We start from the raw sequence: 26,970 nt of genomic DNA, 5'->3' as shown, positions 1-26,970 counted from the left end.
TTTGTTGAGGCATAAAAATCACTGTTTAGCCAGGTAAAATCTACCGTATGGCTCACATTCTTGTTACCGGCGGTGCCGGTTTTATTGGTTCGAACTTTGTTCACCACCTCATCGATAACACTGATCACACTATTACTGTGCTGGATAAGATGACCTACGCCGCAAATGCTGCGTCTTTGGAGGGTCTTCCCGAATCCCGCTTTAAGCTCGTCGTAGGCGACATCGCCGACCGCGAGCTGGCTGACGAATTGGTCGGCAAGGCAGATGCTGTCGTTCACTACGCTGCGGAATCGCACAACGACAACTCCCTGTCCAACCCCGAACCGTTCATCCACACTAACCTCATCGGTACTTTCAGCCTTCTGGAAGCAGTCCGTAAGCACGGCACTCGCTACCACCACATCTCCACCGACGAGGTCTTCGGCGACCTCGATCTGGACGATCCGGCAAAGTTCACCGAAACCACCCCCTACAACCCCTCTTCCCCTTACTCCTCCACTAAGGCAGGCTCCGATCTGCTCGTGCGCGCATGGGTCCGCTCCTTCGGTATTGAAGCAACCATCTCTAACTGCTCCAACAACTACGGCCCCTACCAGCACATCGAGAAGTTCATCCCCCGCCAGATCACTAACATCCTCTCGGGTTTGACCCCGAAGCTGTATGGCGAGGGCCTGAACGTTCGTGACTGGATTCACGCATCCGACCACTCTTCTGCTGTGCTGCGCATCCTGGAGCAGGGCAAGATTGGCGAAACTTACCTCATCGGTGCAGACGGTGAAGAGAACAACATCACCGTTCTGCGCACCATCCTGCGTCTGATGGGCAAGGACGAGAACGACTTCGAGCACGTGGTTGACCGCCCCGGTCACGACCTGCGCTACGCAATCGACGGTAGCCGCCTGCGTGCAGAGCTCGGCTGGGAGCCGAAGTTCACCGACTTCGAATCCGGTCTTGCCGACACTATTAAGTGGTACACCGATAACCGCGGCTGGTGGGAGCCCCTGAAGGCTGAGGTTGAGGCGAAGTACGCAAAGGCTGGCCAGTAATGACCAAGGAATTGAAGGTTACTGAAACCGAGATTCCCGGCCTGCTCATCATTGACCTGCCGGTTCACGGCGATAACCGCGGCTGGTTCAAGGAAAATTGGCAGCGCGAGAAGATGGTCGCAGCCGGTCTGCCCGACTTCAACCCGGTGCAGAACAACATCTCGTTCAACGCTTCGATAGGTACCACCCGCGGTATCCACGCCGAGCCGTGGGATAAGTACGTTTCTGTTGCGACCGGCCGTATCTTCGGCGCGTGGGTTGACCTGCGTGCCGGCGAGTCCTTCGGCAAGGTCGTCACCGTGGAGCTGGGCCCGGACACCGCAATCTTCGTGCCCCGCGGCGTGGGTAACTCCTTCCAGACCCTGGAAGAGAACACCGCCTACACCTACCTGGTGAACGACCACTGGTCGGCGGATGCAGTATCTGGCTACAGCTTCCTGAACCTTGCCGATGAGACCGTCGCAATCGACTGGCCTATCGACCTGGCGAAGGCGGAACTCTCCGAGAAGGACCGTAACCACCCGCGTCTGAACGAAATCAAGCCCCTGGAAGCCGACCCGATCCTGATTATTGGTGCGGGCGGTCAGCTCGGCACCGAGCTGGTTCGCCAGCTCACCGAGCAGAACGTACCCTTCCTGGCTGTGGATCGCGACCGCCTCGACCTGGGCAAGCCCGAGCAGTGGCGCGACGCATTCCGCTGGCGCTCCTTCCGCGCGGTCATCAACGCTGCAGCGTACACCGCAGTGGATCAGGCAGAAACCCCCGAGGGGCGCCGTGACGCCTGGGCAGCTAACGCCCTGGGTGTGAGCGCTCTTGCCTCCATCTGTGAAGAAGCTAACCTGCCGCTGGTTCACGTATCCACCGACTACGTCTTTGACGGCTCCCTGCCCCTGGGCGAGGAATACCCGGAGGACTACCCCCTGGCACCGCTGAGCGTCTACGGCGCATCCAAGGCTGCCGGTGAGGTTGCCGCCGCCGCATGGCGTAAGCACTACACCCTGCGCACCAGCTGGGTTGTTGGCGCCGGCAAGAACTTTGTGGGCACCATGGCGTCCCTGGCTGAGCGCGGTATCGACCCGTCCGTGGTCGCCGACCAGTGGGGTCGCCCGACCTTCACCCAGGACCTGGCAGCAGCTGCCCTGCACCTGCTCTTCTCCGGCGCTGAATACGGCACCTACAACGTGTCGAACACCGGTGAGGTCATCAACTGGGCACAGTTCGCTCGTGCAGTGTACGAGGGCACCGGCCATGACCCGGCACGCGTCAGCGACACCACCACCGAGGAATACTTCGCCAACGCTGAGCTCTTCGCTCACCGTCCGACGAACTCGGCAATGGACCTGTCCAAGCTGATTGCTGCAGGCTTCACCCCGCGCGATCACCGCGAGGCGCTCGCCGCCTACCTTGCAGAAATGGGTTCCTAATCCTCTAGGATTTGGTCCTAATATCTGCTGATAACAGCATAAAAGGCGTGAAAAGCGCCATATCACAGGTTCCCGGCCCTTGAAGAAGAGCCGGGAACCTGTACAATATTGTCTTGGCCAAGGCGGTGGAATACACGAAACGTGTAGGTCCGTAACTGACGGTGGCTGGTTGGAAAGAGATTTCTGGCGCCAGTCCCTATTCCACTTGGCGCATAACTTCTAACCAAGAAAGGGTGGACAACTCATGTCAGATACCATCAAAATTTCAGCTACCGTACGTAGCGACTTCGGCAAGGGCTACGCGCGCCGCATCCGCATGGCAGGCGACATCCCCGCCGTCATCTACGGCCACGGCGAAGAGCCCAAGCACGTAGTACTCCCCGGCCACGCAACCACCCTGGCTGCCCGCGTCCCCAACGCTATCCTCGACCTCGACATCGAAGGTGAATCACACCTCGCAATGATCAAGGACATCCAGCGTCACGCAATCCGCCCTGAACTGCAGCACATCGACCTGCTGACCGTTAAGCGCGGCGAGCGCGTTGAGATTGAGGTTCCTGTACACGTTGAAGGCGAGCCTGCTGTTGGCGCCGTTGCTAACCAGGAAGAAACCGTTCTTCTGGTTGAAGCTGACGCACTGAAGGCACCCGAAGCTTTGACCGTGAGCATCGAAGGCCGCGAAGCTGGCGCTCACGTTCTGGCATCAGACGTTGAACTGCCCTCAGGCGTAACCCTGGTTGCAGACGCTGAACTGCTGATCGTTAACGTTTCTGAGCCCGAGGAACTCGACGTTCCCGAGCCCGGTGAAGAAGGCGAAAACGCACCCGAGGGTGACATCGTTGAAGCTTCCGAGGAATCAGATCAGGCTGGCGAAGCTCACGACTCAGATAACTCAAAGCACTAGACCGCGCCCTGCGCCTAGCGCAACAATGATTTGTGGATGGCCCGCCGCTACCTCTCTTCTGAGGTGGTAGCGGGCCATACTCATAGAATGGTGTAGTCCATGAATTTTCTAAAAACCTTTTACAGCGCCGTGGAAAGGGCGAAGATATGTCTGATGCGTGGCTCATTGTTGGTCTGGGGAACCCGGGCCCGGAGTACGAGAAAACCCGCCATAACATCGGCCAGATGGTGGTTGATGAACTGGCGCGTGAAGTAGGCGGTGGCTTCAAGAAGCACGGACGCGCGCGCGCCCAGGTGCTGGAAGGACGTTTGGGTATAGGCGGACCCAAGGTAGTGCTGGCCAAGCCCCTGACCTATATGAACACCTCGGGCGGCCCGGTATCGGCTCTAGCCCAGTTCTACGATATTAACCCCGACCGTATCATCGCGGTGCACGATGAACTGGATATCCCCTTCGACACCATTAAGCTCAAGATTGGTGGGGGAGAGGGCGGCCATAACGGTCTGCGCGATATCACCAAGGCGCTGGGCACCAAGGACTACTACCGTGTTCGCACCGGCATCGGTCGTCCTCCCGGACGCATGGACACCGCAGACTTCGTGCTCAAGCCCTTCAGTAGCACTGAAGCGAAGGACCTGCCCTTCCTCATCTCAAACGCAGCGGATGCAACCATGATGCTCGTAAAGGAAGGCCTGCTGGCAACCCAGCAGCGCTACCACGGCGCAGGTTCCTAGCCGTATGACCCGTGCCGGGTAAACACTGAACTGGGTCAACACTGAACTGGGGTAATGCATGATGCGGGCCGATGTGTGAACTAGGCTCTACCTAACTATGCAAGAGCCCGGTGAGGGAATAAGCTAGAAAAGAATGACGTTATACGCTCCACGACGGGAAAACACCCGACCGTGGAGCGTATGAGCGAGAGAAGAAGGTACCCGTGGCTGAATACTCCACCCCCGCCAACACCCCGCTGAGCGACGACATTGTACGCCAGCTTCGTAAGGATTTTCCTATCCTCAACACTGAGGTTAACGGGCATCCTCTGGTCTACCTGGATTCGGGGGCGACCAGCCAGAAACCCCTTCAGGTGCTCGACGCAGAACGCGACTTCTACCTGCACGCTAACTCTGCCGTACACCGTGGCGCACACACCCTCGCGGTTGAGGCAACCGACCTGTTTGAGGACGCGCGCATCACCGTCGCCAACTTCGTGGGCGCTACCGACGAAGAGCTAGTGTGGACCTCCAACGCAACCGAGGCGCTGAACCTGATTGCCTACTCCATTGGTAACGCCTCGCAGGGTATCGGCGGTCCCGCCGCCGAGCGTTTTGCGCTGGGCCCCGGCGATGAAATCGTCACCACCGAGATTGAGCACCACGCGAACCTCATCCCCTGGCAGATCCTTGCTCAGCGTACCGGCGCGATCCTGCGCCACATCCCCTCCACCGAGGACGGTCAGCTCGACTACGCTGCTGCCGAGGGCATCATCAACGAGAAGACCCGCATCGTGGCGTTCACCCACGTCTCGAATGTGACCGGCGCGATTACCGATGTGCCCCGCATGGTCGCCATGGCTCGTAAGCACGGCGCTCTCGTTGTGCTGGATGCCTGCCAGTCCGTGCCGCACATGCCCGTAGACTTCCACGCCCTGGACGTCGACTTTGCGGCGTTCTCCGGCCACAAGATGCTGGCTCCCACCGGCATTGGCGCCCTCTACGGTCGTGCCGAACTGCTTGAGGCCCTGCCCCCCTTCCTGACCGGTGGCTCCATGATTACCCGCGTGGGTCTGCAGGATGCCGAATACATGCCCGCCCCCATCAAGTTTGAAGCGGGTACCCAGCGCGTCTCGCAGGCAGTCGCCTTCGCCGCCGCCGTGCGTTACCTGCAGCACCTGGGCATGGAGAACGTTGAGGCATGGGAGCACGAACTGGGCGCTCGCCTGGTTGAGGGTGTTCAGAAGATTGAGGGCGTGCGCCTGCTCGGCCCCGCCGACCCCTCCAAGCGTGCCGGCCTGGTAGCCCTCGCCATTGAGGGTGTGCACCCGCACGACGTGGGCCAGCTGCTCGACACCCAGGGTATCGCTGTGCGCGTGGGCCACCACTGCGCCCAGCCGCTACACCGCTGCGCCGGTGTGACCGCCTCGACCCGTGCATCCACCTACATCTACAACACCACCGAAGATGTGGACGCTTTCCTGAAGGCACTTGCCGAGGTGCGCCCCTACTTCGGGTTCTAAACGTAGACGCGTTAGAAGCTAACGCCTCAATTTTTCAGACAGACCAACTGACGGAAGAAGAACACCGTGTCTCTTGAATCCCTGTACCAGGAAATCATTCTGGAGCATTCCAAGCAGCGTAGCGGCGAGCACCTCGTAGAGGTACCCGCCGGCCACGCAAGCGCCGATAACCACCAGTACAACCCCACCTGCGGTGACGAAATCAACCTGCGCGTGGTGCTCTCTGACGAGCTGAAGGATGGCGAGAAGACCATCGAGTCGATCTCTTGGGAAGGCGACGGTTGCTCCATTTCGATGGCTGCCGCTTCCGTGCTCTCTGAAATGGCTCCCGGCATGACCACCTCCGAGCTGCAGAGCCACGTGGATGCGTTCCGCGAGATGCTGCGTTCGCGCGGTAAGGTGACTCTGGACGAAGAGGAGTACGGCGATATGGCGGCTTTCTCCGGCGTTTCGAAGTTCATGGCGCGCGTGAAGTGCGCAATGCTCTCGTGGGTTGCTGTTGAAGAAGCCACTAAGGAAGCGGCAGCCAAGAACTAACTCTTCGCTGAGAATGTAGTGGAAACGGCGGGGGAGTAGCTAGTATTTGAACGCCAATCGAAAATACCGAATGGAACCATCGACAATATATTGCATTTATGTGTAATATTTTTTGATGAACTTTTAGCGGTAAGCACCGAACGAGACCCGAGCTGAGAATCTACCCCCTGCCCTTTCTTGATATAAGTTTTCTTTGATTTAAATCAATAGGATGAAAATATGAGGCGGATACTACACCGTATCCGCCTCATATTTATATCTTTTCCTTTTTCCTTCAAAAAGGTGACTGGTAAAATAAAAGGACGAAGGGCGCCCAACCAGCACCCTCGAGAAACTCTTTTCGGACCCGCACGTTCTAAGGCAACAGCGCGAAGAAATAGGGCAATATAAGAAAATATTTTCTCAATATTGCACATTCTTCGTTTCATCTCATGCTCTCACCCTAGACCGCGGATACGTTTCTCACCCTCCGGTACTTCAACCACACCGGAATAACCATCGCCGCTACCAACCACAAGGAAGCCCTATGATTATTGGCTACGCCGCAGGCGCCTACGACCTTTTCCACTACGGCCACCTCGAGATTCTCCGCAAGGCTAAGGAAAACTGCGACTACCTCATTGCCGGCGTCGTGCACGATGACGTTCTGGAAGTGACCAAGGGTCGTCGCCCCGTCATCCCCATCGAAGAGCGTGCCGCCATCGTCAGCCACATCGACTACGTGGACGAAGTGCACGTTGAAACCAACCCCGACAAGCTCGAAACCTGGAAGCAGAAGCCCTTCAACGTCTTCTTCAAGGGCGACGACTGGAAGGGCACCGAAAAGGGCAATGCCCTGGAAGCACGCTTCGCAGAGGTCGGCGTGGAAGTACACTACTTCCCCTACACCGAGCACACCTCCAGCACCAAGCTGCGCAAGGTCGTTGACCTACTCGAAGCAGAGCACGACCTGCGCGTAGAGATGCGCCGCTTTGCTGAGCTGCTTGGCGAACGCGAATACTCCGAGGCGACCGTCGCCTCCTAACGCTCCTACCCCTTCATAGGTGCGTTAGAGCTCATAAGACTCATAAAGACACAAAGAGGATCCCCGCCGTAAGTACTTACGGCGGGGATTCTCTGCATATTGGCGGTATATCAGCTACACCTCAAAGGTGAGCGTCTCATAAGCTTTAGCGCTGTGCCAGCCACTTCTCAGCGGAGGAGCCCAGAACCTTCAGCACGCGGCCAACCTGCGGCTCAGCAGCGGCTGCAATCTTCTTGCCCACCAGTGGGATGGAGCAGGAGACTTCACCGTTGACGTCCAGGCGGGTCTGCTCGCCCTCGGGGGTCAGCTTCTGAGTAGCCTGAGCGGACACGGGCACGCCGTTGACCTTGACCTCGGTAGAAACGGTGCGGGATCCGTCAGCAGCCGGTGCGCTTACGGTGTCCATCTGGGTCATAGCAACGCCGTTGCCGACGAACTTACGAGCGATGTCCGGCACGCGCTCAGCGGGTACGGTACGCTCGGTGGTTGCGGTGAACTCGGCGGAGGTGTCACCGGAAACGGAGAAGCTACCGAACTCCACGCCAACCTCGGAGCATACGAAGCGTGCGAAATCCTCGCTAGAGAACGCCTCGATAACCTGTTCAACGCTTGCGTTGATAACGGTCGATTCCTGAACTGCCATAATTGTTCCTTTCGTAGTGCGCGAAAACCCCGCGCATTATCCCTTACTAAGGATACGGTGCGCGGGGTTTCGCAACCAATGTAAAGACGCGAATCCACCTGAGAATATGCCGTGAACAAGGGAAAACATCCACAGCCTCTCACAGGGTGGTTGGAGGATTCGCATGCCGGTCTAAAAATGTGGGAAGCGCCCGGCCGGGCACCTCCCACACCGCATCACGAGGATGCTGAGCTTAGAAAGCAAGAAAACCTTAGGCGCTGGGAGCCATCGCGTCGATGCGAGCCATCTCAGCCTTACCCGCACGGTGCGCGCGAGCAGCCTGCTTCAGGCGGCCCCAGAAGGAATCCTTACGGTGGGTCTTGCCGGCGAGCAGGTCCTGCAGTTCCTCACCCAGCTGAGCTGCGGAAATCTCCGGGGTGGAGACGTAAGGCTCAGCGGTGCGGAACAGGGAGGGGTTCGCCAGGGCAAGATCGAGCTTAGCGAAGAGATCTTCGCGGCTCTCAACGACAACAGCGTGGCCGCGCTTCTCCATCAGAGCGGTGAAGGGGACCTGGTGGTTGTCAACGACCTCATTGAACTCTGCGCGGCGCGGAACAGCCAGGGGCAGAGCGCCGGTGCGGCGTGCATCCTGGATGGAGCCGGGGCCGCCCTGAACCAGTACTACGCGTGCGGTTGCGTAGTAGTCCAAAAGCTCGGAGGCGGGAAGAAGCTTAAGGTTGTCTGCGTGCTTAATGGGCGCAGTGTGGCCATGCTGCACGAGGCAGGTGACCTCGGGGTGAGCCTCAAGATAAGCCTCAACCCAACGCAGAAGACGATCAAAAGTGTGAACGTCGGTGCCGAGGGACACCACCAAATCGTAAGTCTTAGTAGGAATACGAACGGGCGCGACGGCAGGGGTAAATACGGGCAGGTCGAACTTGGAAGTATCAACGCTGACGTGGGGGAAGTCCTGAATAGACATAGCCTATTCCTCTCTATGTATTTATCGGTAGTAACCCCGTATACCTGACGCAAAAATCCGGAGGGCATCATTGGTATACGCGGCGGCGTCGTGCCGGAGAAAATGGTGAGTAATCTCCGCATACGCTTCTCTGGCGAGTGGTTAGTTCGCTTGGATGGTGAGTCCACAGTGGAGCGCACGACTTATGCGTATCTGTATGTATTAATAAATACTATACCCTGAAAATAACGCCCTCAGCACACGCGAGGACGCTATTTTCAGGATAAATTCATCACTCTTAGAAAATGGGATGAATCACACGAGAATCAGGGAAATTCTCCTGCTGTTCCTCGCTCTGAACAATAATTCGATCAGCAAAGGTGTACAGCATCTTGCCGGTCATCGTCGGCAGAGTCGGGCGATCAAAACACTCAATATAAAGAGTCTTTACTCCAAAGAGTTTAGCCGCCACAAAGAAAGGAACGGCAACACCGGCGCCGGCAGAAACAACCGCATCCGGACGTTCCTTCGGAAAAATACGAAATGCCAAGAACAGATTACGAATAGCGTTCTTAATATTTCGGGTGGTCGGGTAATACGCCCAATAGGTCTTCTCATCAGCCAGAGAAGATTCAACATCGGGCTGCTTAAAGCTAACCCACACGCGGTCATAATCCTGCCACGCAGCAGAAGTAGCCGTCAGATGCTTCAAGTGTCCGCCACTGCTAGAAACCAGCAGAAGCTTCTTCTTCGGTGCCTGAGAGGAAGTTGCCTCAGTCATAGTGTTCTCCTAAAGCCCCAATACAAGAGAAAAATAAGAAGAGAAGATAAAGGTGAGCTGACGGGCCCGGCGGCACCTGCATCAACAGACCTATCACAATAGATCCGCCTCAGCAGGTACCACCGCACCCTACGCTCAAGGACGAAGGACGAACCCGCACAGAGGCGAGGCATCCATCAACAGAACCCCGAGTACTCGCGGTCTGATTACTCGCGATCCAGGAACACAGCCAGAGCGTTCACGCCCTCAAGCTGATCCAGCTGAGCGAAAAGCTCACGAACCTGCTGCAGAGAAGTAGCCGCAGTCACCGGAACCAGAGCCACGCCGCCAGCCTGGACGAAACGCAGCTGAGTCGACAGGGGAGTAGCGGTGCTCAGGCTAATCACCAGAGGAGTCTCGCTCTTCTCAACCAGCGACTCGGGAGTGTGGCGGGTCAGCGCGTCACGGACCGAAGCGTAATCGGTGAAACGTGCGTACTCGGTGGGCAGAACACGCTGCAGCATCTGGTATAGGTGCTCAACACCGCGGTCAGTACCGGGCAGAATCACAATGCCGGAAGCGCCAGCGCTCTTCACGTCGCCGTCGGGAGCACCAATGGTGCGCAGCAGCATGAACGCGTCATTCGCCTCAGAAGTGGAACCCAGCTCGTGAACCGGGATACCAGCATCTTCCAGACGATCAGCGTAACCAACGTGACGCATAGTGCGGTCACGACCGTACGCCAGCACAGCACCAATCAGCAGACCGGCAACAGCACCAACAATACCCATCTTCACCGGGCCAAGAGCCGAGGAAGAAGAAGGAACCTGAGCCTCGCTCATCACGCGACCACCGGTGGTGGAAGTCAGCTGAATCTGAGCGCGACGGTCCTGCAACTGAGAGAGCAGACCCGCACGGTTGTTATCACCCTCGAGGGCCGAAATCTGCTCATCAATCTGGTGCAGAGCAGAATCAACGCTGCTCTTCAGCGACTCGGAACGAACCTGCAGGTATGCGTTCGCCATAGCGTTAGCGTAACGTGCAGCCTCCGTACCGTTGGGGCGGGTCACCTCAATATCCAGAACAGCAGTCTGGGAGGTGCCGGTCACCTTGACGGAGTTCATCAAGCGGCTGGTCAGCTGAGCCTCAGAGAGGGTATCGCCATTAGCAATCAGAGACTTTGCCGCGTTCTGTGCAACCTCGCGAGAGGATGCAACGCGAGACTCGGTCGCAATATCCACCTTCGCGGAGTTAGCGCTACCGGTACCGGCGGGATCAACCACCAGCGGGTAAACAACCAGCGAAGCCTTAGAAGTGTACTTGCTATTGGTCATGTAGCCGTAGACGGCACCCGCCACAGCGAAAACCACAACCGACAGCAGAATCAGCAGACGGTGTCGGAAAATGCGACGTACCTGGTTGCCAAGGGTAACCGAGGAGGTATGAGAGGTGTTATCCATGAGGACATCCTAGAGGAAGAGAAACGGACACTAAATATCGGAGAAAAACGTAGAAGAAGCGGAAGGCTAAGACTTCGCGCGGCGGGCGGAAAGGAAACGCTCAATACCGAGAGCCTTACGGAAGCGGTACAGTACCGCACCGTACACCGGAACGAGCAGCACCACGTACACGATGACGCCCAGCACGCTCTGACCCAAGAAAGCCAAAGACGCCAGAGCGCACACCGTCGGAACAGCCGCACCCAAGAAGAGTGACGGAGCCATCTCGCGAACCGAAGCGCGAATACCAACGAGGCGGAATACCTGGTAGCTCGCCAGGAAGGTGTCAATCAGCAGAGCAGACGCCCACGCCGTCACCGCACCGTACAAGCCCCAAACCGGAACCAAGGTGAAGTTCAAGGTCACAGCCACCACCAGCGAGGAGAGTTTGTTCAACAGCTGCCAGCGGCTCTTACCGCTCATCAGCAGAACGGACTGCACGCCACCGGCGCTCATCGACAGCATCGCCGCCGGGCAAATCACCCAGAGAATACCGGCGCCAGCCTCAAAGCCCTTACCGAAGAAATGCAACAGCACCGGACCAAAGAACGCCAGGGAGAGGTAGAACGGCCACGACAGAGCAGTCAACACGCGAGTGGTCGACAAGAAAATCTCTCGAGCACGATCTAGCTGACGGGTAGCCAACGCCGCACTAATCGACGGTCCGGTCACCACGCGTCCGGTGTGCTCAATCATGGTGCCCACACGAACACAACGGTTCACAGCACCATAGATACCACCGGCAGCGGCACCCAAGAACGCCGTCACCACCAGCACGTCAATCCACTCCAGGATGGTTTCCACAATGGTAGCGACACCGCGTGCAGAGCTGAAACCCCAGAACGAACGGAACGTCTCAGGCGGAGAATCCTCAGAAGAAAGAACCTCCACATGCTCCTCGGAAGGGAACGCCCGCTCCAAAAGCCACAGGGCAACCACCGCAGTAATCGCCACCGGGATGGTCCAGGCGTACACCAAATCCATGAGCTGACCCGAGAACAGAACAACCAAACCCACCGCCGCAAAACGCAGAGTGGGAAGCAGAACATTCTGCAGGAGCGTAAAGGTCACCACACGATGCAGGCCACGCAGAGCGCCGAAGAACACCGTCATCAGCGCCGCTATCAGCACGAAAGCCGAACTGACACGCATCGCCGCCTGATACTGGGGAGCCATCGGCACAATCTCGGTGTAGATGTACACACCCGCCACCAGAAGCACCGAAGTCACCAGCGAAGGAATCAGACCGTAACGGATCAGCTGCGGAAGCACACCGTAACGACCCAGCGCACGCTGAGCACTCATCGTACGAACCAAGCCCGTATCCGCGCCGAAAGTCACCAGCGAAATCGCAATCGCGAACAACGCCATCAGACGGAAAAACTCGCCCGAACCCTCAGCACCAATACCGTTCGACACCACCATCGTGGTCACGAACGCGATACCCGCGCCGTACATCACGCACAGAGAAGCAAGAGAGCCGCTCTTTGCCAGGCTGGGCTGCTTAGCCTTTCCGGGAGCTTTCTTAACCGGCACGCTCTTCGCGGATGCGCTATCTGCCTGAGCACCTGACGCGGAAGGCTTAGCCTTCTCATTCGGAGTCTTTTCTTCCTGCGCCTTTTCTACAGACTCAGCAGTAGCCGAGGCAACCCGCCGGGAACCGGACAGATGAGCACCCACTACAGCGGTAGCGTTTGCCGCTGAGGAACCAGCAGTCGAAGTACCTGACTCCGAAGAACCCGCCTCCAAAGAATCGGGCAGTAACTCTTCGGAAGCAAAGCCTCGAGCCGGAGGCACAATCGACAGCGCCGTGGTCGCAGGAAAACGACCGGAACGGATATCGTCCACCGTCGGAGCAAACTCATCGGCAGAAGACTCAGCCAGCGATTCGCCCTGCTCCACTACCGGCTCGATGTACTCGCCGCTCTCACGCAGACGCGCACGGCGGCTAGGATGACCACCCGTCGAATACGCATCCTCGAAAGATGAAACCGCAGAAGTATCTAAACCACGAGGGGACTGATTCTTCGTCATAGCCCCTCACCATCCCGAATGGAACGAATGCACGCCATCGATGCGAGCATCAGAATGGTCATCTGAGCAATATCGAAGCTGTAGAAAATAAAGACGACGCAGCACGCGACCGGCACGCTATGCAGCCAGTACCCGGAGGTGGTCTTCACTCGTGCGCCGCCTGCTACAGTGCACACCATGAAGAGCGCGAACAGCGCCAGACCCACGAAGCCGAAGCAGAACATCAGAGTCCACAGGTACCCCTGGGTACCCATTGACACGCCAATGCTCGGTTCCATACGCGGAGTGCCGTAACCAATAATCGGGGACTCCAAGGTCGCCTTCCAGGTGGCGCGGTAGAGCGCCGCACGGCCACCGGTGGAGTCAGAGTAGTCCTGACGACCCAGAATGTTATCCACGGTGCCCGACGCAAAGAGCGCCACAACCACAGCCGTAATCGCCGCAACACCCGTACCCACAGCACGCCAATTAGCCGCAAGGAACTGACGCAGCAGTACGTACGCTGCGCTGATACCTAGACCAATGAACATGCCGCGGTTACTGGTCGCAATCGCAGGCACAGTAGAAAGCGCCATACCAATCAGCAACGCAATACGCAGCCAGATGGAATGCAGGCGAAGCAAGCACGCCAGCATCACCGGGGTGAGCAGAGTGTACGCCAGACCCCAACTATTCGCGTAGGGGAACGGCGCGGAGGGGCGAATATACGCCTCGGGAGCGCCCCACGGGCGCTGAACCTCAGCCAGGGGAGGAAGCATGTAGTCACGCACCAGCGGATTCTGCATAAAACCAGAAGGCATGATGAAGCTCATCGGGGTACGCAGACGGAACTCAGGGAAGAGAACGCCGCCGTAACCCAGGACAATGAGGGTCACCCACAGGGTCGCCAGACCGCCCAGCAGCCTATTGATGCTAATAGAGGATCGCGCGTTGTAGTAGTACAGGGCGTAAATACCTGCACTGAGAATATTCACAAAGCGCAGACCCCAACCAATAATGTCGGTGGAACGGGTCAGCGCAAGCGCCGCAACAACAACCCACACGCAGAACGCGCCCCACACCCACAGGGAACCGGGCACACGCACATTACCTCGAATAATGAGGTAAAAAAGCATGATCGCTGCCAGTACCAGCGGTGCAATCTGAAGCACACCCAAAGCCCACAGCGCCGGGAAGCCGTACAGCAATGCCAGCAGAGGCCAGGCCGGGAGCTTCTTCTGCGCCGTAGACAACGGGCGGATGCGTGCGCGGGCACGCAGAATACCGCTGGGCGGAGTACTATCCGATCCGGCGGAATCCTTCAGCCCCGTAGGCGAAGTGCCCGGAGAGGAAAGAACGGAAGAGGAAACCATGTCTGTGCGATACCTGGTTAGAGACCTCGACCGGTCTTCTGGACGAGATCAAGAAGAGTGGCGGGCTTAATAAGACCGGTGGACACAACATACGCCGCCCAAGCACGAAGCTGCATGGGGTCGCGGCGCAGAGCCGCGCGAGCGTACGCGCGCGCCTCCTTGTTGTTGCCCAGCGACGCCTGAGCGTACGCAATCTGACCGGCGATACGTGCCAGACCCTTGGGATCCTGCTCGAATTCAGGGAACTTACGCAGAATGTAGCTCAGACCGTCAACCATGGACTGCCACTTGCCGGAGAAGAAGGAAGGGCGGTCCCAGAGCACCAGAATCAGCGGTTCGGGCACGCTCAGTACATCGCCGTGACGGGTTGCACGCAGCAGCAGGTCGTAGTCTTCACCGTAGGCGGCGGGCAGTTCCTCATCGACCAGGCCGATGCGGGCGGGCTTACCGTCAACGCCGAGCAGATCCTCGCGGGAGTACAGCATGGCGGAGGGGTGAATTTCGGTAATGCGCGAACGCAGGAAGTCAGCGAAGGTTGCGCGCTCGGGCGCCAGGCGCACGATATCCTGACCACCGGAGCGGACGGTAATACCCGAAGAGATAGCGGTTGCTTCGGGGTTTTCGCGCCAGAGAGCGACCTGCTGGGTGAGCTTGGAAGGCATCCAGTAGTCGTCATCATCGCAGAAGCCAATCATCTCGCCGCTGGAGGCGATGATGCCGCTGTTGCGGCCGCCAGCCAGACCGCCGGAGCGGGTGTTGGAGACAATCTTCAGGGCACGGTTTTCGCCGACCTCAATGTCCTCGAGGCGGTCGGGCTCAACACGGTCAAAGACAACAACAACTTCAACGAAACCGCGGTAGCTCTGCTCAAGGATGGAGCGGACAGCCACGCGCAGCAGTTCGGGGCGCTTGCCGTTGGTTGCGATAACGGCGGAAACAGCAGGGGTGCGAGAGGTGAAGTGCATCATTGGGATTCTCCTTACTCAGCGGGGGTCGCGAGGCTAACGTACTTGCGACGCATGGACAGCAGGACGGTTGCGGCATTAGCCAGCAGAAGCAGTGCGTAGACGATGACGAATACGGGGCCGAAGCCAACGAAAATGTAAATCCAGCAGAGGGTGCCAGCGTCCATGTGCAGGTTGATGAAGGAGCGCAGGGGACCACCGGTCGGCGGTGCCGCGGTCTTGCGGTTGTTGCGCAGCTGCTCAGCCAGAATCTGGCTCATGAAGTGACCTGCGGTCAGCGCGGTGAAAATCATCGGCATCGCAATGATCCAGCCGTTGAATGCGCTGGAGCCGGTAAAGGAGTAGTGCGCCGGGTACAGCAGGAAGGAGAGCAGGGTTGCCATGTGCACGGAAGGCACGCGGATGGAGTCGACCACGTGGTCGAGCCACTCACCGGCGGGGGAGGACGCGCCGGTCACGCGAGCAACCTGGCCGTCAGCGGAGTCCAGACCGTAACCGAGCGCGAAAAGCAGGGCAACGCAGATACCTACACCAACGCTGGGCGGGCAGGTAATCAGAACGATGATGCCTGCCGCGGAACATGCAGCGGAAATTGCGGTGACGCCGTTGGGGGTGATGCCCAGCGCAACAGCTGCCGCAGCGAAGTAGCGTGCTACTCGGCGGTTGACCCAGCGGGTGTAGGCGGGAACGCCAATGCCGGGCTTCTGCGCTGCTTCAAGAGAGCGCAGGGTGTGAGAAAACTTCGCAGAAAATCCCGATGCGGGCGCGGAGTTCGGGGCGTGAGGTGCCTCAGAGGTGGACATGCACATTCCTTTTTAATCGGTGAGAGGAGTGAAGGAGAGTGAATTACTCCCTTTCGGGGTGGTTGCGAGAAAGTCCGGAAGTCTCGCACGCGAAAAAAGAGGTGGTTGGTCCCTTTTTTCACGTACACCACTATATAGATATTTTACAACGAGATGAAGTGCAACAGGGGGCGTGTGGTCAGGGTCAACAATTGTGTCGTAAAAACCCTCTGACAATGCGCTTTGGTGCAGATTTGCGGGATCCTTCGGGTAGGCTTGGTGTGCTGTTAGAGGGGGTTATCGGCGCTTTGTTCTCGTGAATTGTGGATTTAGAAAACATTTCTGAACATTGTGCAGAGAGGCACATGACAGAAGCACAAATAATGGGAATAAATGATGCAAAAAACACGGAAAAGTGGGGAATATACGCAAATGGGGTTTGATTTCCTGAATCATTCAGAAAATCAAACCCCATTTAGCTGAGATTATCTAGAAGGTATTAGTTCCTTCGAGACTGCATCGGAACGCGGGTTCCGACTCCGTTATTGACGATGCGTCGCTCGCCCTGGCCGGCTGCCGCGTTGTTCGCGTTGTCGACCACGGGCTGCTCAGCCTCGTGTGCGGCGGGAGCATCCGCCTCCTTGTCGCCTTCCTTCTCGGCAGGCTGCTCAGCAACCGGTGCCTTAGCGATTGCCTGCATGTCGAAGCTTACATTCGGGCGAACGTTTCGTCGACTGATGCCCGGATGAACCTCAACTGCGATGAGGTTCTCGCCAACCTTCAGCTTGGAAGAAGGAACGGTGAAGGTCACCGGAGTCTTCTGAGCCGTAGCGGTATCAATCGAGCTCGATGCAATCGCGCTATTCCACAGCTTTCCACGAGTGTCAAAGTTGGAACGACCAACCTCTTCACCGTTGACACCCACCGCAATAGCGTCATCCGCGTAAGTGGTCAGCACGAGATCACGGCTGGCCTGCTCACGAGTGAGCTGGATGGTGGTGTAGGCGTAGATATTGTGGCGGGAACGCACGAGCGGAACCTTAACGGAGGTGTTGAGGTTACCAGTACCGACCCCAATCGGGGTCTTGCCGGTCTGCCATGCTTCCTGCGCAATATCTTCCAGGCTGAAGTGGAAGTTGTACTTCCAACCGTACTTACGGTTGGGAGCCTGGGTAGAGACCATGTACTTCCAATCCGAGGCGTAGGGCAGAACAATCTGGTCCTTAGCGGCTTCTTCCTTCGGATTCTCAGGCTTGGGATCGGCGGGCTTAGGCTCCTCAACCTTCGGGTCCGGATCCTGGACCTTCGGTACCTCAGTAGTCGCTTCTGCACTCGGGGTAGCGCTTGCCGAAGCACTGGGGTCAGCGCTCGCGGTCGGGTCAGCACTTGCCGTGGGGTCTGCAGTAGCAGTCGGGTCAGCGGTAGGCGTTGCGGTCGCGGTCTCCGTGGGGGTAGGAGTCGGTCGCACCGGAGCTACCTGGACCGGAGTGGACGCAGAGTAGTTATCCGAGCTATCCACAGCGCGCACAAAGTAACGTGCGTTATCGGTGTGGTCAATCTCGAACTTCGTACCCGAAGTGCTAGCAATGACGCGGTCATCACGCAGAATCTGGTAGCGGACACTACCGGTATCCTGTACAGCATCCCAGGTCAGAACGTCCTTATCGTCCTTCAGCTCAACCTTCAGGTTCTGCGGGGTAGGCGGAGGAGCCACATCGCGAGCCTCAAAGCGCGCAAAACCGACGGTATCCTGAGTACCGTGAACACCCAGCGAACGGTGAATATCGCCGCCAACCCACAGGGTGCCCTTCGAATCCACGAAAGACTCCCAGATACCGAATCCGTGGTCACCCTTAATAGCAGGGGAGAACTCCGGCAGCATCTTACCGCTGTCCTTATCGAAAGCAGCAACCAGCTTGACCGAGTGAATCACGCTCGAACCGCCCACGGGGGTCCGCTTGTTACGCGAATCCTGGTAGAGGAAGTCGCCGCAGTGGCAGGCGCCGTAGATGGTGTTACCGTGCAGGTGCAGATCCTGGAAGTCTCCACCATCGCGGGTAATCGCGGTGTAGGTGGGGGTCAGAGACGCCTTATCGTAACGAGAGATGAGGTGCTCAGTACCGCCCACCCAGACGCCGGTACCGGCATCCTGGACGTCGAACTGGAAACCCCAAATTTTGGTTTCATTACGCAGGTCAGAGACATTAGCGCCAGCAGGAATCTCAGACTGCTGGTACGCCCACGGGCTGCCCTTCTGCATATGCTGAGTAATATCAGCCACGCGGTAGGCAAGGCCACCGTTGAGCCAGGTGAAGTAACCGGCTACGTAAACATGAGAGTTATCAGCGGAGGCGCTAATACCGTTGACAGTACCGTTGAACACCTGGCGCCAGTTACGGTCTATACTCACAATACCGGGCACACCGTTAGAAGGCTCGCCCAACTTAAAACGGGCAATATTGCGCGAATACGCCTCACCCGCCTTTTCACTTTCATAAATGTGGGTAAAGGTGCCGCCAATATACACGTAGTCACCCTGACGGTGAATGGTCTTCACTGTCATGACCTCGGTACGAATGCGATCTTCGACTTTAACCTGGGCCCATTCAGGGGCAACTTCACCGGTTGTGGCGTCAACAACGACGAAGCTCTCATGCTTCTCACCGTTAACAAGCTTGAAGTTACCGCCAACAGCCAAACGGTTATTCGGCAGAGCCTCAACAGCCTTCACTTGACCGTCAACAGTCAGCTTAAAATCGCGGCGCAACTCGCCGGTCACCGGGTCAAAAGCAGCAATATTAGATTGCGCAACACGCTCACCGGTAGAGGACTCAAGGTACTCGAAGTCGCCACCAATAAACACGCTGGAGGTGCCGTTACCGTGATCGACCTCGGTAATGGCCTCAACGTAGGTGTTCATTTCGCCGGTTTTACCGGAGGCGGTCCTGGCGCTGGTTCGCCAGCGCCAATCCGCCGAACGGCTATTGGGCAGGGCACGACGAGCGCTCGCCGGGGTACCGGAATCCGGGATAGCGCCCAGGTTCAAATCATTCTGGGTCAGCTTCGGGCGCAGGAACATCTGGGTGTAACCGAAAGAGGCCTCACCGTTGCTTTCCTTACCGTAGATGTAGGAGTTCCGCGCATCGGTGATTGCCGGCTCAGAGCCATCCTGCGAAATGGGAGAGTTTGCACCGTAACGGAAACCCATACGGTAATCCTGGGACGCCAACTCATCAAACATCAAAGTCTTGAAGCCGTTGTTCTGTCCACGCAGAATGTGGTCTTCCCACGTGCCATCAGGCCAGTCCCTGCGGCCATTTTCATTGTAGGAAGAGAACTCGTCAGGGTTCGTGACGATCGCATTAGACCAGACAGCGTTCGAACGCAGAGCCCAGGTCCACTCGGAGGTCTGACGGCGGTCAACCGTCGCCTCCTGCCACTTGGTGCCCGAGGTGTTCAGCGCGCGACGGAAACGGTAACCATCGGGCAACTGATCGGGGCGGGTGCCGTTGAGCAACTGCGAAATGGTGGTACCCGAAAGCTGAATCGGGGTCTTCGCGGCGGGCAGGGAGCTCAGAGCTTTGCCCTGTTCAAGAGTCATACCGGAAGATGCGGGTGCGGCATCGCTGTAGAGCTGCGAAGTGTCACCCTGACCTTCATAGTTTTCAGTCCAGCCGTCGCGGCCCTCACCAATCTTGACCCAGCCGCCACCATCAGTTTCCTGATCGCAGTAGAACTGAGTCGGCTGACTCATCGAAGGAGTGTACAGCCAATAGGCGCCGCTCTTTGCCTCGGGGTTAGCCTGCTTGGCTTCCCAACAGCTAGCGGCAGCACGCTCGGAGGTCGTGCCATTGTAGAAAGCAGAGTCCCTTTTTTCCGCAGTCTGTTCGACAGCGGTACTCGGCGTAATAGCGGGGATAGCTACGGGCAAAGCCAACGCCGTAGCAATGCTCAAGCAAAGAGTTGAGCGAGTTATAGCAGAACGTGAAAAGCCAGAGCCCGTCATGCCAAGGTGGGCTTTCATAATATCTCCAAATGAATGCCAAGAAATGTTATCGAGTGCGCATCAACATTAATGCGCTATGGATGATAATGCGCGGGTTCCAGCGAATCATAGCTGGAAACCGGCATCTTTAATTAGACCCTAACAATCAGGATTGTTCGGGAAATCATGGGTCGCAATCTTCCACTGACCATCGACCTGAACGAGGGTGTAAATATTGAGTGAACGCTTCGGAGAATTGTCATCCTTAACGGGCTGATTATTCTCGTCATAGATCTTCACAGAGGAAGAATCCATGCATACTTCCAGCATGCGCGCGGGCTGACCCTTGTACTGGGTTTCAGTCATACGGGGAGTGCCCACGACAGTGGAAGAACCTTCATAGTGCCAGCCAGCCAGTGCGTACTCGGAAGCCTGCACGGCAAACTCAGCGGCAGCGGAATCAACAGCCACGGCCTCGATGGAGCGAATCGTCTCATCATCGAGAACAGCGCGGGCCCGCTCAACGTTCTGTTGCTCAGCCTCTTCGTCGCTGGTCGGATCAGCGGCACGCTCAGGCGAAGCCTCAGCAGAGGGGGCTGCCTTCACCTTGGTCAGAATGGTCTCAAAAGAGTTAACCAGTTCGGTAGTCTTCTTAACTTCTTCAGCGTCAACAGGTACGGAAGAAGCGTTCCTCATCTCTTCAGCGCCAGTGTAAATCTCTTCAAGCTTCTGGCCGTCAGAAGAGGTCGCCTCACTCTTTGCCCCATCCTTTGCCTCAGCCGAAGCCCCAGAGGAAGCATTGGCGGATGCTTCTGCGGTGCCCTGCTCAGAAACCTGGGGGGAAGCGCTCGAAGACTTGTTTGAGGAAGCATGCGCCGACGCGGAAACGCTCGCGGACGCAGAAGCAGGCGAAGAGCTATCGGAGCTCGGGTTTTCAGTAGCGCAAGCGCTCAGGACCAGGGTGGATACCGCAACGGTACCCAAGGTGCCCAGAAGGCGGGACCGGGAGGGGTACTTGAAGAACACTGACATGGAAGCCTCTTTAGTGGTTGGAGTGAGAATGACTATATTCCGGAAGATAATACCTCGCACGAAGGTAAGGCACCTAAAGGCTAACACGCAAAGCTGGGAAAATACTTAGACCCGCAAAAATAACGTTTTTATAAATGATGAGAATAAGCCCTAACTAATGCTCTATTTTGACTCGATTAGAAGGTAAGTATATATCTCTGCATGAAAAAACCTTCATGTAAATGAATGAAATAGATTCACTATGTGCAAAAAAATCCCGGGCTGGTTTAAAACCAGCCCGGGAGAATAGGGCGAACATCACTAAAATTATTTGTCATAAAAGTGAATATCGCCCTGATGAGGGGTTATGCCGCCTGAGCAGCCTCGGTACTTGCCGAATAGTTATCCGCAGTATCTACCGCACGCACATAGTAGCGGGCGCCGTCGCGGTGATCCACCGAATAGCTCGTGCCCGTAACCGTCGCAATAGGACGATCATCGCGCAGAACCTGATACTTCACCCTATGCTCGGAAATACCCGACCAGGTCAGCTGATCCTTGGAGCCGTTCGTCGTAACCTTCAGGTTGCTCGGGGGAGCCGGAGGCGTTACATCGCGAGGTGCATAACGTGCGAAACCAACGGTCTGCTGCACGCCGTTAGCACCCAGCGACTTACGGATATCGCCACCAACCCACAGAGTGCCGGTGGAATCCACGAAGGACTCCCACACACCGTAGCCATACGCGCCGTTCATAATCGGGGCGAACTCCGGCAGCATCTTGCCGCTGTCCTTATCGAACGCAGCTACCAGGCGAATGGTCTGAGCATTAGTCGCGTTCTCCCACTCCGAATAGACAGTGTCTGCGCCCTGGAAGAGGAAATCGCCGCAGTGGCACGCACCGTAAATGGTGTTACCGCTCAGGTGCAGATCCTGGAAGTCGCCACCCTCACGAGTAATCGCACTGTCTGTGCGACGCATGCTCGACTTCTCGTAACGGGTAATCATATGCTCGGTGCCACCCACCCAGACGGAGGAACCAGCATCCTGAACATCGAACTGGAAGCCCCACATCCTGCGCTCGTTTTTCAAATCCCAGGTTTGGGCATTCTTGGGGGTGTACGAAGGACGGTGGTGCCAAGCCACCGGGTTCGTGCTACTGCCTTGCATATGAGCGAGACGGAACGCCTCCTGGTTATTCAGCTGGGTGAAGTAACCAGCGACGTACACATCGGCATTGCCCTCAGAAGCGCTCACGCCGTTAACTGTGCCATTAAAGACCGGACGCCAGTTCCAGTCCACCTCACCGTTGCTCAACTTAATGCGAGCCAGGTTCCTCGCATACGCGTAGGTGGGGGAGGTCTGGCCCTTCAAGTGAGTGAAGGAACCACCAATGTACAGGTAGCCATCACGCACGTGCAGGGTCTTAATCTGTACCGGTACGGAAGCAATGCGGCTAACCACGCGGATATCCCAGTCCTTAGCAACCTGACCGGTCTGCGGATCCAGAATTACAAAACCGTTGTAGTACTCGCCGTTCACCTGGTCGAAAGAACCACCCACAGCAAGCAGGCCGTTCGGCAGAGCCTCAACCGACTTCACCTGACCGTTAATCTTCGGGCGGAAGGAACGGCGCAGCTCGCCGGTACCCACCTCGTAACCAGCCAAGAAAGCCTGCTCAACCTTCTCACCGCTTGCCGACTCAACGTACGCGAAATCGCCACCGGTAAAGACAGCGCCACCGACCTCGGTGATAGCCTCAACCTGGGTGTTCATCTCGCCGTTCTTACCGGTTCCGGTATCAGCGCTGGTACGCCACTTCCACTTCTCGGAGTAGCTATTGGGTAGCGCGCGGCGGTTACTTGCCGCAGCGCCCTGCTGGCCATAATCATGCAGACCCTTAGCCACCAAATCGTTCTGAGTCACCTTCGGGCGCAAGAACATCTGAGTAAATACCAGGGGAGTGGTCGAATCATCCGCCGGGCGGTAAATATACGCCGAAGGACGGTTCATCAGGTAGGTCTCGGTCCACCATGTAATCTTGGCGTTGCGACCGTAGGTGAAGCCCAACTTGTAGCCCTGCGATGCCTTCTCTTCGAAGTTCAGGGAACGGAAGTCATCAGAATCATGGGTGAAGATGTTACCAGCCACCTGACCACGGTTGGCGTAGTCATAACGGTTACTGTACTGCCAGGTGTTTTTGACCGAAATATTTGACCAGAACATCTTCGAACGCAAAGTCCAAGTCCATTCGGTACTGGAATCACGGTGAGCCTTAAAATCCTGCCAGGTAGTGCCCTCAACGTTCATCGCGCGATGGAAACGCACGCCATCGGGCAAATCCTGCGGACGGGTACCGTTCAGTAGCGCGTTCACGGTCACGCCGGAGAGCTGCACCGCATCAAAGCCGGTCGGGTTCTTATACAGCTGATCGGCATTACCGCGACCGTAGTAGTTCTCAGTCCAGCTCTCACGACCGCGGCCAATCATAACCCAGCCGCCGCCATCAGTTTCCTGATCGCAATAGAACTGCTCAGGAGCACTCATCGCAGGGGTGTACAGCCAGTACGCGCCGCTCTTGCCACGCGGATTATTCTGCTTAACCTCCCAGCAGCTCGCAGCCGCGCGCTCACTCGACGAACCGTCATAGTAGCGTGCATCAGCAGCCTGCGCGCCCGAAGCAATCGGACCCAAAGAAGCCGCAACCATCGCAAAAGAAGCAGCCGCCGCACCCAAAGCACGGGACCCGGAGCGAGAAGCTACGCGAGAGCCCTCAGAAGCGGAGGAAGCAGCACCCTGCGCGCGCCCTCCACGCGTGAACGGAAGAAAATTCATTTGTCTCTCCTAGAGACCTCAACCGGCACACAGCAGAAAACTGCAATTCACACAGCAACACCCACCCCACACAAGGCACAGCATAGTGACCAGGCATCGGGGTAAGGGGGAAGCGTTATGAACTGCGCTAACAGCGAGTCTGTAGCCGGAATCAGTGAGTGTAGTTATCGGAAATTGAATGAATACGCCCCACCCCTCACGCACGAAGCCAACAATGGCACCGTACCCGTACGAAGCGGAACGCTAAAAATCTGTGAAGTTTCCTCTGTCGTACCAACAGCGAAGAAACACCACAGACCAAGATTCAGCCCATCATCGGAAAGGACGGAAGCAACCCATCCGACGCAATGAATCCCAACCCATCATAGCCGCCGCAGAGGCGAAGAGATAGCAAACTGGGAAAACCGGACCGAACCAAAACTATAGAGGGCATACACCCCGGGTGCACCGCCGCCTGACCCGGACCCCGCAAACCCTGCAGAGCCCGAACCAGGCGGCGGCTCAAAGAAACTAGATCAACAATCTGACCTAAGCCTGAGCAGCTCCCGTGGAAGCCGAGAAGTTCTCAGACGCATCGATGGAACGCACATAGTAGCGAGCGCCATCAGTATGCTCAACCTCGTAGCTGGTGCCCGAGACCGTAGCAATCACACGGTCATCACGCAGCACCTGGTAGCGAGCACCGCTCTCACGAACACCAGACCAAGACAGCTTATCGGTCGAGCCATCACGCTGAACCGACAGATTCGACGGAGTCGACGGGGCGGTCACATCGCGAGGAGCAAAACGAGCAAAACCGACAGTGCGCTGCTCACCATTAGCACCCAGCGAACGGTTAATGTCGCCACCAACCCACAGGTTGCCGCGAGAATCCACGAAGGACTCCCAAACACCGTAGCCGCTAGCGCCCTTCAGAACCGGGCTGAACTCGCCGATGACTTCGCCGCTATCCTTATCGAACGCTGCGACCAGGCGCATACGGTGAACCGCCTTCGATTCCTTCCAATACGTGTGGTAGCCGGTCGAACCCTCGAAGAGGACATCACCGCAGTGGCACGCACCGTAAATGGTGTTACCGCTCAGATGCAGATCCTGCCAGTCGCCACCGTACTTAGAGATAGACGAAGAAATACGGCCGTAACCGTTCTTCGAGTAGTTCGCAATCAGGTGGTCAGCGCCGCCAGTCCACACGGTCGAGCCAGCATCCTGAACATCGAACTGGAACGCGTACACAATACGGTCAGTAATGTTCAGCTTCAGCGAAGGCTCCCACTCCCACCTAATGTTCGAAGCATCCGAGCCGTTCAGAGCAGCCAGGCGGAAAGCACGCTGGTTATTCAGCTCAGTGAAGTAACCCGCAGCGTGAACAGTCGAGTTATCGGACGCAGCGGTAATACCGTTGACCGTACCGTTAAAGTTCGGGCGCCAGTTCCAATCCACCGCACCGTTCGAGAGCTTAAAACGAGCGGCACCACGCGAGTAAGCGTACGCCTTAGACGTATTGCCCTTTACATGGGTGAAGTTACCGCCAATATACAGGTAACCGTCCTGAACCAGCAGAGTCTTCACCTGTGCGGCATCGCCATTGCGACGCTGAATCTGAAGGTCCCAGGTGCGGTCAATCTGACCGGTGGTCGCGTCCAGAATGACGAAGTGGTTAACCTTCTCGCCATTCACCTCGGTAAATTCGCCGCCAACTGCCAGGCGGTTATTCGGCAGAGCCTCCAGAGCCTTAATCTGGCCGTTGAAAGTCGGGCGGAAGGAACGAACCAGCTCACCCGAATCCACGTTGTAACCAGCCAGGTACGACTGATCAACGCGCTCGCCGCCAGCCGACTCCACATACTTGAAGTCGCCACCGGTGAAGACGGTGTCGCCTACCTGAGTAATAGCCTGAACGTAAGTGTTCATCTCGTTCTTCTTGCCGGTGCCAGTCTGTTCACTGGTGCGCCAACGAACGGGCATCGTGTAGCTATTGGGCAGAGCACGACGGTTGCTGGCGGCAGAGCCAGAACCAATCTGCGAGAAGTTCAAGTCACGCTGAGTCAGCTTCGGGCGCAGGAACACCTGAGTGAAGGGGATAGAGTAACCGAAGGAACCGCGCTTGTGGTAAATATACGAATCAGAATTCTCATTACCGAAGTTCACCAGTGCACCGTACGCAAAACCAATCTGGTAGCCCTGGTTCGGGTTCGCGAAGAAACGAACCGAGCTGGTGGTAATGCCCGGAGCCATTTCCGAGGGGGAACCGCCCATATGAGCGGTGCGGTTAATGCCGGCACCGGTGAACTTCACGGTGCCCCAACGCTGACCGTAGCTCATCGCCCAGGTCCACTGCTCAGTCTGAGGACGCTGAACATAAACGTTCTGCCACTGGGTGCCCCTTGCGTTGTGGGCACGGTGCAGGCGCATGCCATCGGGAAGGTCCTGAGGCTTAATGCCGTTCAGCAGCGCATCGACAGTGTTTGCGGGAAGCTGGACCGGAGTAAAAGCGGAAGGGCCGGTGGGGTTCTGGTGCAGCTGATTCGGGTCGCCGGTGCCGTTGTAAGACTCGGTCCAACCCTCACGACCGCGACCAATCATGACCCAGCCGCCGCCATCAGTTTCCTGATCGCAGTAGAACTGCGCCGGGCCGCTCATCTGCGGGGTGTACAGCCAGTAAGTGCCAGAGGAGGCAGAAGGATTAACCTGCTTGACCTCGTAGCAAGAGGCAGCCGCCTTATCGCTACTGGAACCATCATGGGTTCCGGTCGCAGCCGAGGCGGGAGTAGTAGGAGTAAGAGGTGCCGCAGTGAAAGCGGTACCAAAAGCGAGTGCGAAAGCGGCCCACTTTTTAGCAGACCATGAACGGACATGGGGCTTTTCAGTGGGTTTGTTCGTGTATGTGGTTGTCATATGCGTCTTTCTGATGCGACGTTCCGGAAGAAACATCGAAAGATACGGTGAATTTAGCGCACTAGAAAAACCGCAGTAAATACTGAAAACCTGAGGTTG

At 57.2% G+C, this 26,970-nt stretch carries 19 protein-coding genes; 7 read left to right on the top strand and 12 right to left on the bottom strand.

What is annotated here, in order from left to right:
• Window positions 1-47 precede the first annotated feature (47 nt).
• The 7 genes from rfbB to HMPREF2894_RS07385 all read left to right on the top strand — a co-directional run bounded on the left by rfbB (window position 48) and on the right by HMPREF2894_RS07385 (window position 7,171).
• Complete coding sequence (gene rfbB / locus HMPREF2894_RS07415) at window positions 48-1,046, top strand: dTDP-glucose 4,6-dehydratase (RefSeq protein WP_070594035.1); 999 nt, start codon at window positions 48-50, stop codon at window positions 1,044-1,046.
• Window positions 1,046-2,470, top strand: coding sequence for a dTDP-4-dehydrorhamnose reductase (gene rfbD / locus HMPREF2894_RS07410; RefSeq protein ID WP_070594036.1), 1,425 nt, complete (start codon window positions 1,046-1,048; stop codon window positions 2,468-2,470). The genes rfbB and rfbD overlap by 1 nt, the downstream gene beginning before the upstream one ends.
• Window positions 2,471-2,714: 244 nt before the next feature.
• The gene (locus HMPREF2894_RS07405) at window positions 2,715-3,374 is read left to right on the top strand and encodes a 50S ribosomal protein L25/general stress protein Ctc (protein WP_012904012.1); all 660 of its coding nucleotides are present in this window, start codon (window positions 2,715-2,717) and stop codon (window positions 3,372-3,374) included.
• A 146-nt stretch (window positions 3,375-3,520) separates the two neighbouring features.
• Window positions 3,521-4,108 carry an aminoacyl-tRNA hydrolase gene (gene pth, locus HMPREF2894_RS07400; RefSeq protein ID WP_012904011.1) on the top strand — a complete coding sequence of 196 codons (588 nt, stop codon included), beginning with the start codon at window positions 3,521-3,523 and terminating at the stop codon, window positions 4,106-4,108.
• 203 nt (window positions 4,109-4,311) lie between these two features.
• Complete coding sequence (locus HMPREF2894_RS07395) at window positions 4,312-5,610, top strand: aminotransferase class V-fold PLP-dependent enzyme (RefSeq protein ID WP_049341601.1); 1,299 nt, start codon at window positions 4,312-4,314, stop codon at window positions 5,608-5,610.
• A 66-nt stretch (window positions 5,611-5,676) separates the two neighbouring features.
• Window positions 5,677-6,147 (top strand): Fe-S cluster assembly sulfur transfer protein SufU, encoded by a 471-nt coding sequence (gene sufU, locus HMPREF2894_RS07390; RefSeq protein ID WP_005506960.1) that lies wholly within the window; start codon window positions 5,677-5,679, stop codon window positions 6,145-6,147.
• 526 nt (window positions 6,148-6,673) lie between these two features.
• The gene (locus HMPREF2894_RS07385) at window positions 6,674-7,171 is read left to right on the top strand and encodes an FAD synthase family protein (protein WP_012904009.1); all 498 of its coding nucleotides are present in this window, start codon (window positions 6,674-6,676) and stop codon (window positions 7,169-7,171) included.
• 145 nt (window positions 7,172-7,316) lie between these two features.
• Here HMPREF2894_RS07385 and HMPREF2894_RS07380 read toward each other — a convergent pair whose 3' ends face one another.
• The 12 genes from HMPREF2894_RS07380 to HMPREF2894_RS07325 form a co-directional block, all read right to left on the bottom strand.
• Window positions 7,317-7,814 (bottom strand): DUF2505 domain-containing protein, encoded by a 498-nt coding sequence (locus HMPREF2894_RS07380; RefSeq protein ID WP_012904008.1) that lies wholly within the window; start codon window positions 7,812-7,814, stop codon window positions 7,317-7,319.
• Window positions 7,815-8,064: 250 nt separating this feature from the next.
• A complete protein-coding gene (locus HMPREF2894_RS07375) occupies window positions 8,065-8,775 on the bottom strand; it encodes a glycosyltransferase (RefSeq protein ID WP_012904007.1) in 711 nt (236 codons plus the stop codon).
• Window positions 8,776-9,052: 277 nt separating this feature from the next.
• Complete coding sequence (gene pssD, locus HMPREF2894_RS07370; RefSeq protein WP_049327955.1) at window positions 9,053-9,535, bottom strand: PssD/Cps14F family polysaccharide biosynthesis glycosyltransferase; 483 nt, start codon at window positions 9,533-9,535, stop codon at window positions 9,053-9,055.
• Between the two features lie 206 nt (window positions 9,536-9,741).
• On the bottom strand, window positions 9,742-10,974 hold the full coding sequence (locus tag HMPREF2894_RS07365; protein WP_049341605.1) for a Wzz/FepE/Etk N-terminal domain-containing protein: 1,233 nt from the start codon (window positions 10,972-10,974) through the stop codon (window positions 9,742-9,744).
• Window positions 10,975-11,040: 66 nt separating this feature from the next.
• Entirely contained in the window at window positions 11,041-13,047 is a 2,007-nt protein-coding gene (locus HMPREF2894_RS07360) for a lipopolysaccharide biosynthesis protein (RefSeq protein ID WP_049350002.1), read from the bottom strand.
• Window positions 13,044-14,399 (bottom strand): O-antigen ligase family protein, encoded by a 1,356-nt coding sequence (locus tag HMPREF2894_RS07355; RefSeq protein ID WP_049350001.1) that lies wholly within the window; start codon window positions 14,397-14,399, stop codon window positions 13,044-13,046. Before HMPREF2894_RS07355 ends, HMPREF2894_RS07360 begins: the two co-directional genes overlap by 4 nt.
• 17 nt (window positions 14,400-14,416) lie before the next feature.
• A complete protein-coding gene (locus tag HMPREF2894_RS07350) occupies window positions 14,417-15,367 on the bottom strand; it encodes a glycosyltransferase family 2 protein (RefSeq protein ID WP_049341609.1) in 951 nt (316 codons plus the stop codon).
• Window positions 15,368-15,378: 11 nt separating this feature from the next.
• Window positions 15,379-16,167, bottom strand: coding sequence for a CDP-alcohol phosphatidyltransferase family protein (locus HMPREF2894_RS07345; protein ID WP_044150701.1), 789 nt, complete (start codon window positions 16,165-16,167; stop codon window positions 15,379-15,381).
• A gap of 478 nt (window positions 16,168-16,645) precedes the next feature.
• Window positions 16,646-20,170 carry a fibrinogen-like YCDxxxxGGGW domain-containing protein gene (locus HMPREF2894_RS07340; RefSeq protein WP_070678602.1) on the bottom strand — a complete coding sequence of 1,175 codons (3,525 nt, stop codon included), beginning with the start codon at window positions 20,168-20,170 and terminating at the stop codon, window positions 16,646-16,648.
• A 120-nt stretch (window positions 20,171-20,290) separates the two neighbouring features.
• A complete protein-coding gene (locus HMPREF2894_RS07335; RefSeq protein ID WP_070594041.1) occupies window positions 20,291-21,163 on the bottom strand; it encodes a hypothetical protein in 873 nt (290 codons plus the stop codon).
• Window positions 21,164-21,507: 344 nt separating this feature from the next.
• Complete coding sequence (locus HMPREF2894_RS07330; RefSeq protein ID WP_070594043.1) at window positions 21,508-23,976, bottom strand: fibrinogen-like YCDxxxxGGGW domain-containing protein; 2,469 nt, start codon at window positions 23,974-23,976, stop codon at window positions 21,508-21,510.
• Between the two features lie 528 nt (window positions 23,977-24,504).
• Entirely contained in the window at window positions 24,505-26,871 is a 2,367-nt protein-coding gene (locus tag HMPREF2894_RS07325) for a fibrinogen-like YCDxxxxGGGW domain-containing protein (RefSeq protein WP_070678599.1), read from the bottom strand.
• Window positions 26,872-26,970: the final 99 nt, after the last annotated feature.

It is taken from the genome of Rothia sp. HMSC066G02 (assembly GCF_001813145.1).
In the GTDB taxonomy this organism is placed as follows: Bacteria; Actinomycetota; Actinomycetes; order Actinomycetales; family Micrococcaceae; genus Rothia.
Note: the sequence above shows the minus strand (reverse complement) of the source record. Positions and strands in the feature narration are given on the sequence as shown.

Excerpts from the sequence above, each read along its gene's own strand:
- rfbB (WP_070594035.1), top strand. The coding sequence starts at position 48 with ATGGCTCACATTCTTGTTACCGGCGGTGCCGGTTTTATTGGTTCGAAC.
- rfbD (WP_070594036.1), top strand. The coding sequence starts at position 1,046 with ATGACCAAGGAATTGAAGGTTACTGAAACCGAGATTCCCGGCCTGCTC.
- HMPREF2894_RS07405 (WP_012904012.1), top strand. The coding sequence starts at position 2,715 with ATGTCAGATACCATCAAAATTTCAGCTACCGTACGTAGCGACTTCGGC.
- pth (WP_012904011.1), top strand. The coding sequence starts at position 3,521 with ATGTCTGATGCGTGGCTCATTGTTGGTCTGGGGAACCCGGGCCCGGAG.
- HMPREF2894_RS07385 (WP_012904009.1), top strand. The coding sequence starts at position 6,674 with ATGATTATTGGCTACGCCGCAGGCGCCTACGACCTTTTCCACTACGGC.
- HMPREF2894_RS07380 (WP_012904008.1), bottom strand. The coding sequence starts at position 7,814 with ATGGCAGTTCAGGAATCGACCGTTATCAACGCAAGCGTTGAACAGGTT.
- HMPREF2894_RS07375 (WP_012904007.1), bottom strand. The coding sequence starts at position 8,775 with ATGTCTATTCAGGACTTCCCCCACGTCAGCGTTGATACTTCCAAGTTC.
- pssD (WP_049327955.1), bottom strand. The coding sequence starts at position 9,535 with ATGACTGAGGCAACTTCCTCTCAGGCACCGAAGAAGAAGCTTCTGCTG.
- HMPREF2894_RS07365 (WP_049341605.1), bottom strand. The coding sequence starts at position 10,974 with ATGGATAACACCTCTCATACCTCCTCGGTTACCCTTGGCAACCAGGTA.
- HMPREF2894_RS07360 (WP_049350002.1), bottom strand. The coding sequence starts at position 13,047 with ATGACGAAGAATCAGTCCCCTCGTGGTTTAGATACTTCTGCGGTTTCA.
- HMPREF2894_RS07355 (WP_049350001.1), bottom strand. The coding sequence starts at position 14,399 with ATGGTTTCCTCTTCCGTTCTTTCCTCTCCGGGCACTTCGCCTACGGGG.
- HMPREF2894_RS07350 (WP_049341609.1), bottom strand. The coding sequence starts at position 15,367 with ATGATGCACTTCACCTCTCGCACCCCTGCTGTTTCCGCCGTTATCGCA.
- HMPREF2894_RS07345 (WP_044150701.1), bottom strand. The coding sequence starts at position 16,167 with ATGTCCACCTCTGAGGCACCTCACGCCCCGAACTCCGCGCCCGCATCG.
- HMPREF2894_RS07340 (WP_070678602.1), bottom strand. The coding sequence starts at position 20,170 with ATGAAAGCCCACCTTGGCATGACGGGCTCTGGCTTTTCACGTTCTGCT.
- HMPREF2894_RS07335 (WP_070594041.1), bottom strand. The coding sequence starts at position 21,163 with ATGTCAGTGTTCTTCAAGTACCCCTCCCGGTCCCGCCTTCTGGGCACC.
- HMPREF2894_RS07330 (WP_070594043.1), bottom strand. The coding sequence starts at position 23,976 with ATGAATTTTCTTCCGTTCACGCGTGGAGGGCGCGCGCAGGGTGCTGCT.
- HMPREF2894_RS07325 (WP_070678599.1), bottom strand. The coding sequence starts at position 26,871 with ATGACAACCACATACACGAACAAACCCACTGAAAAGCCCCATGTCCGT.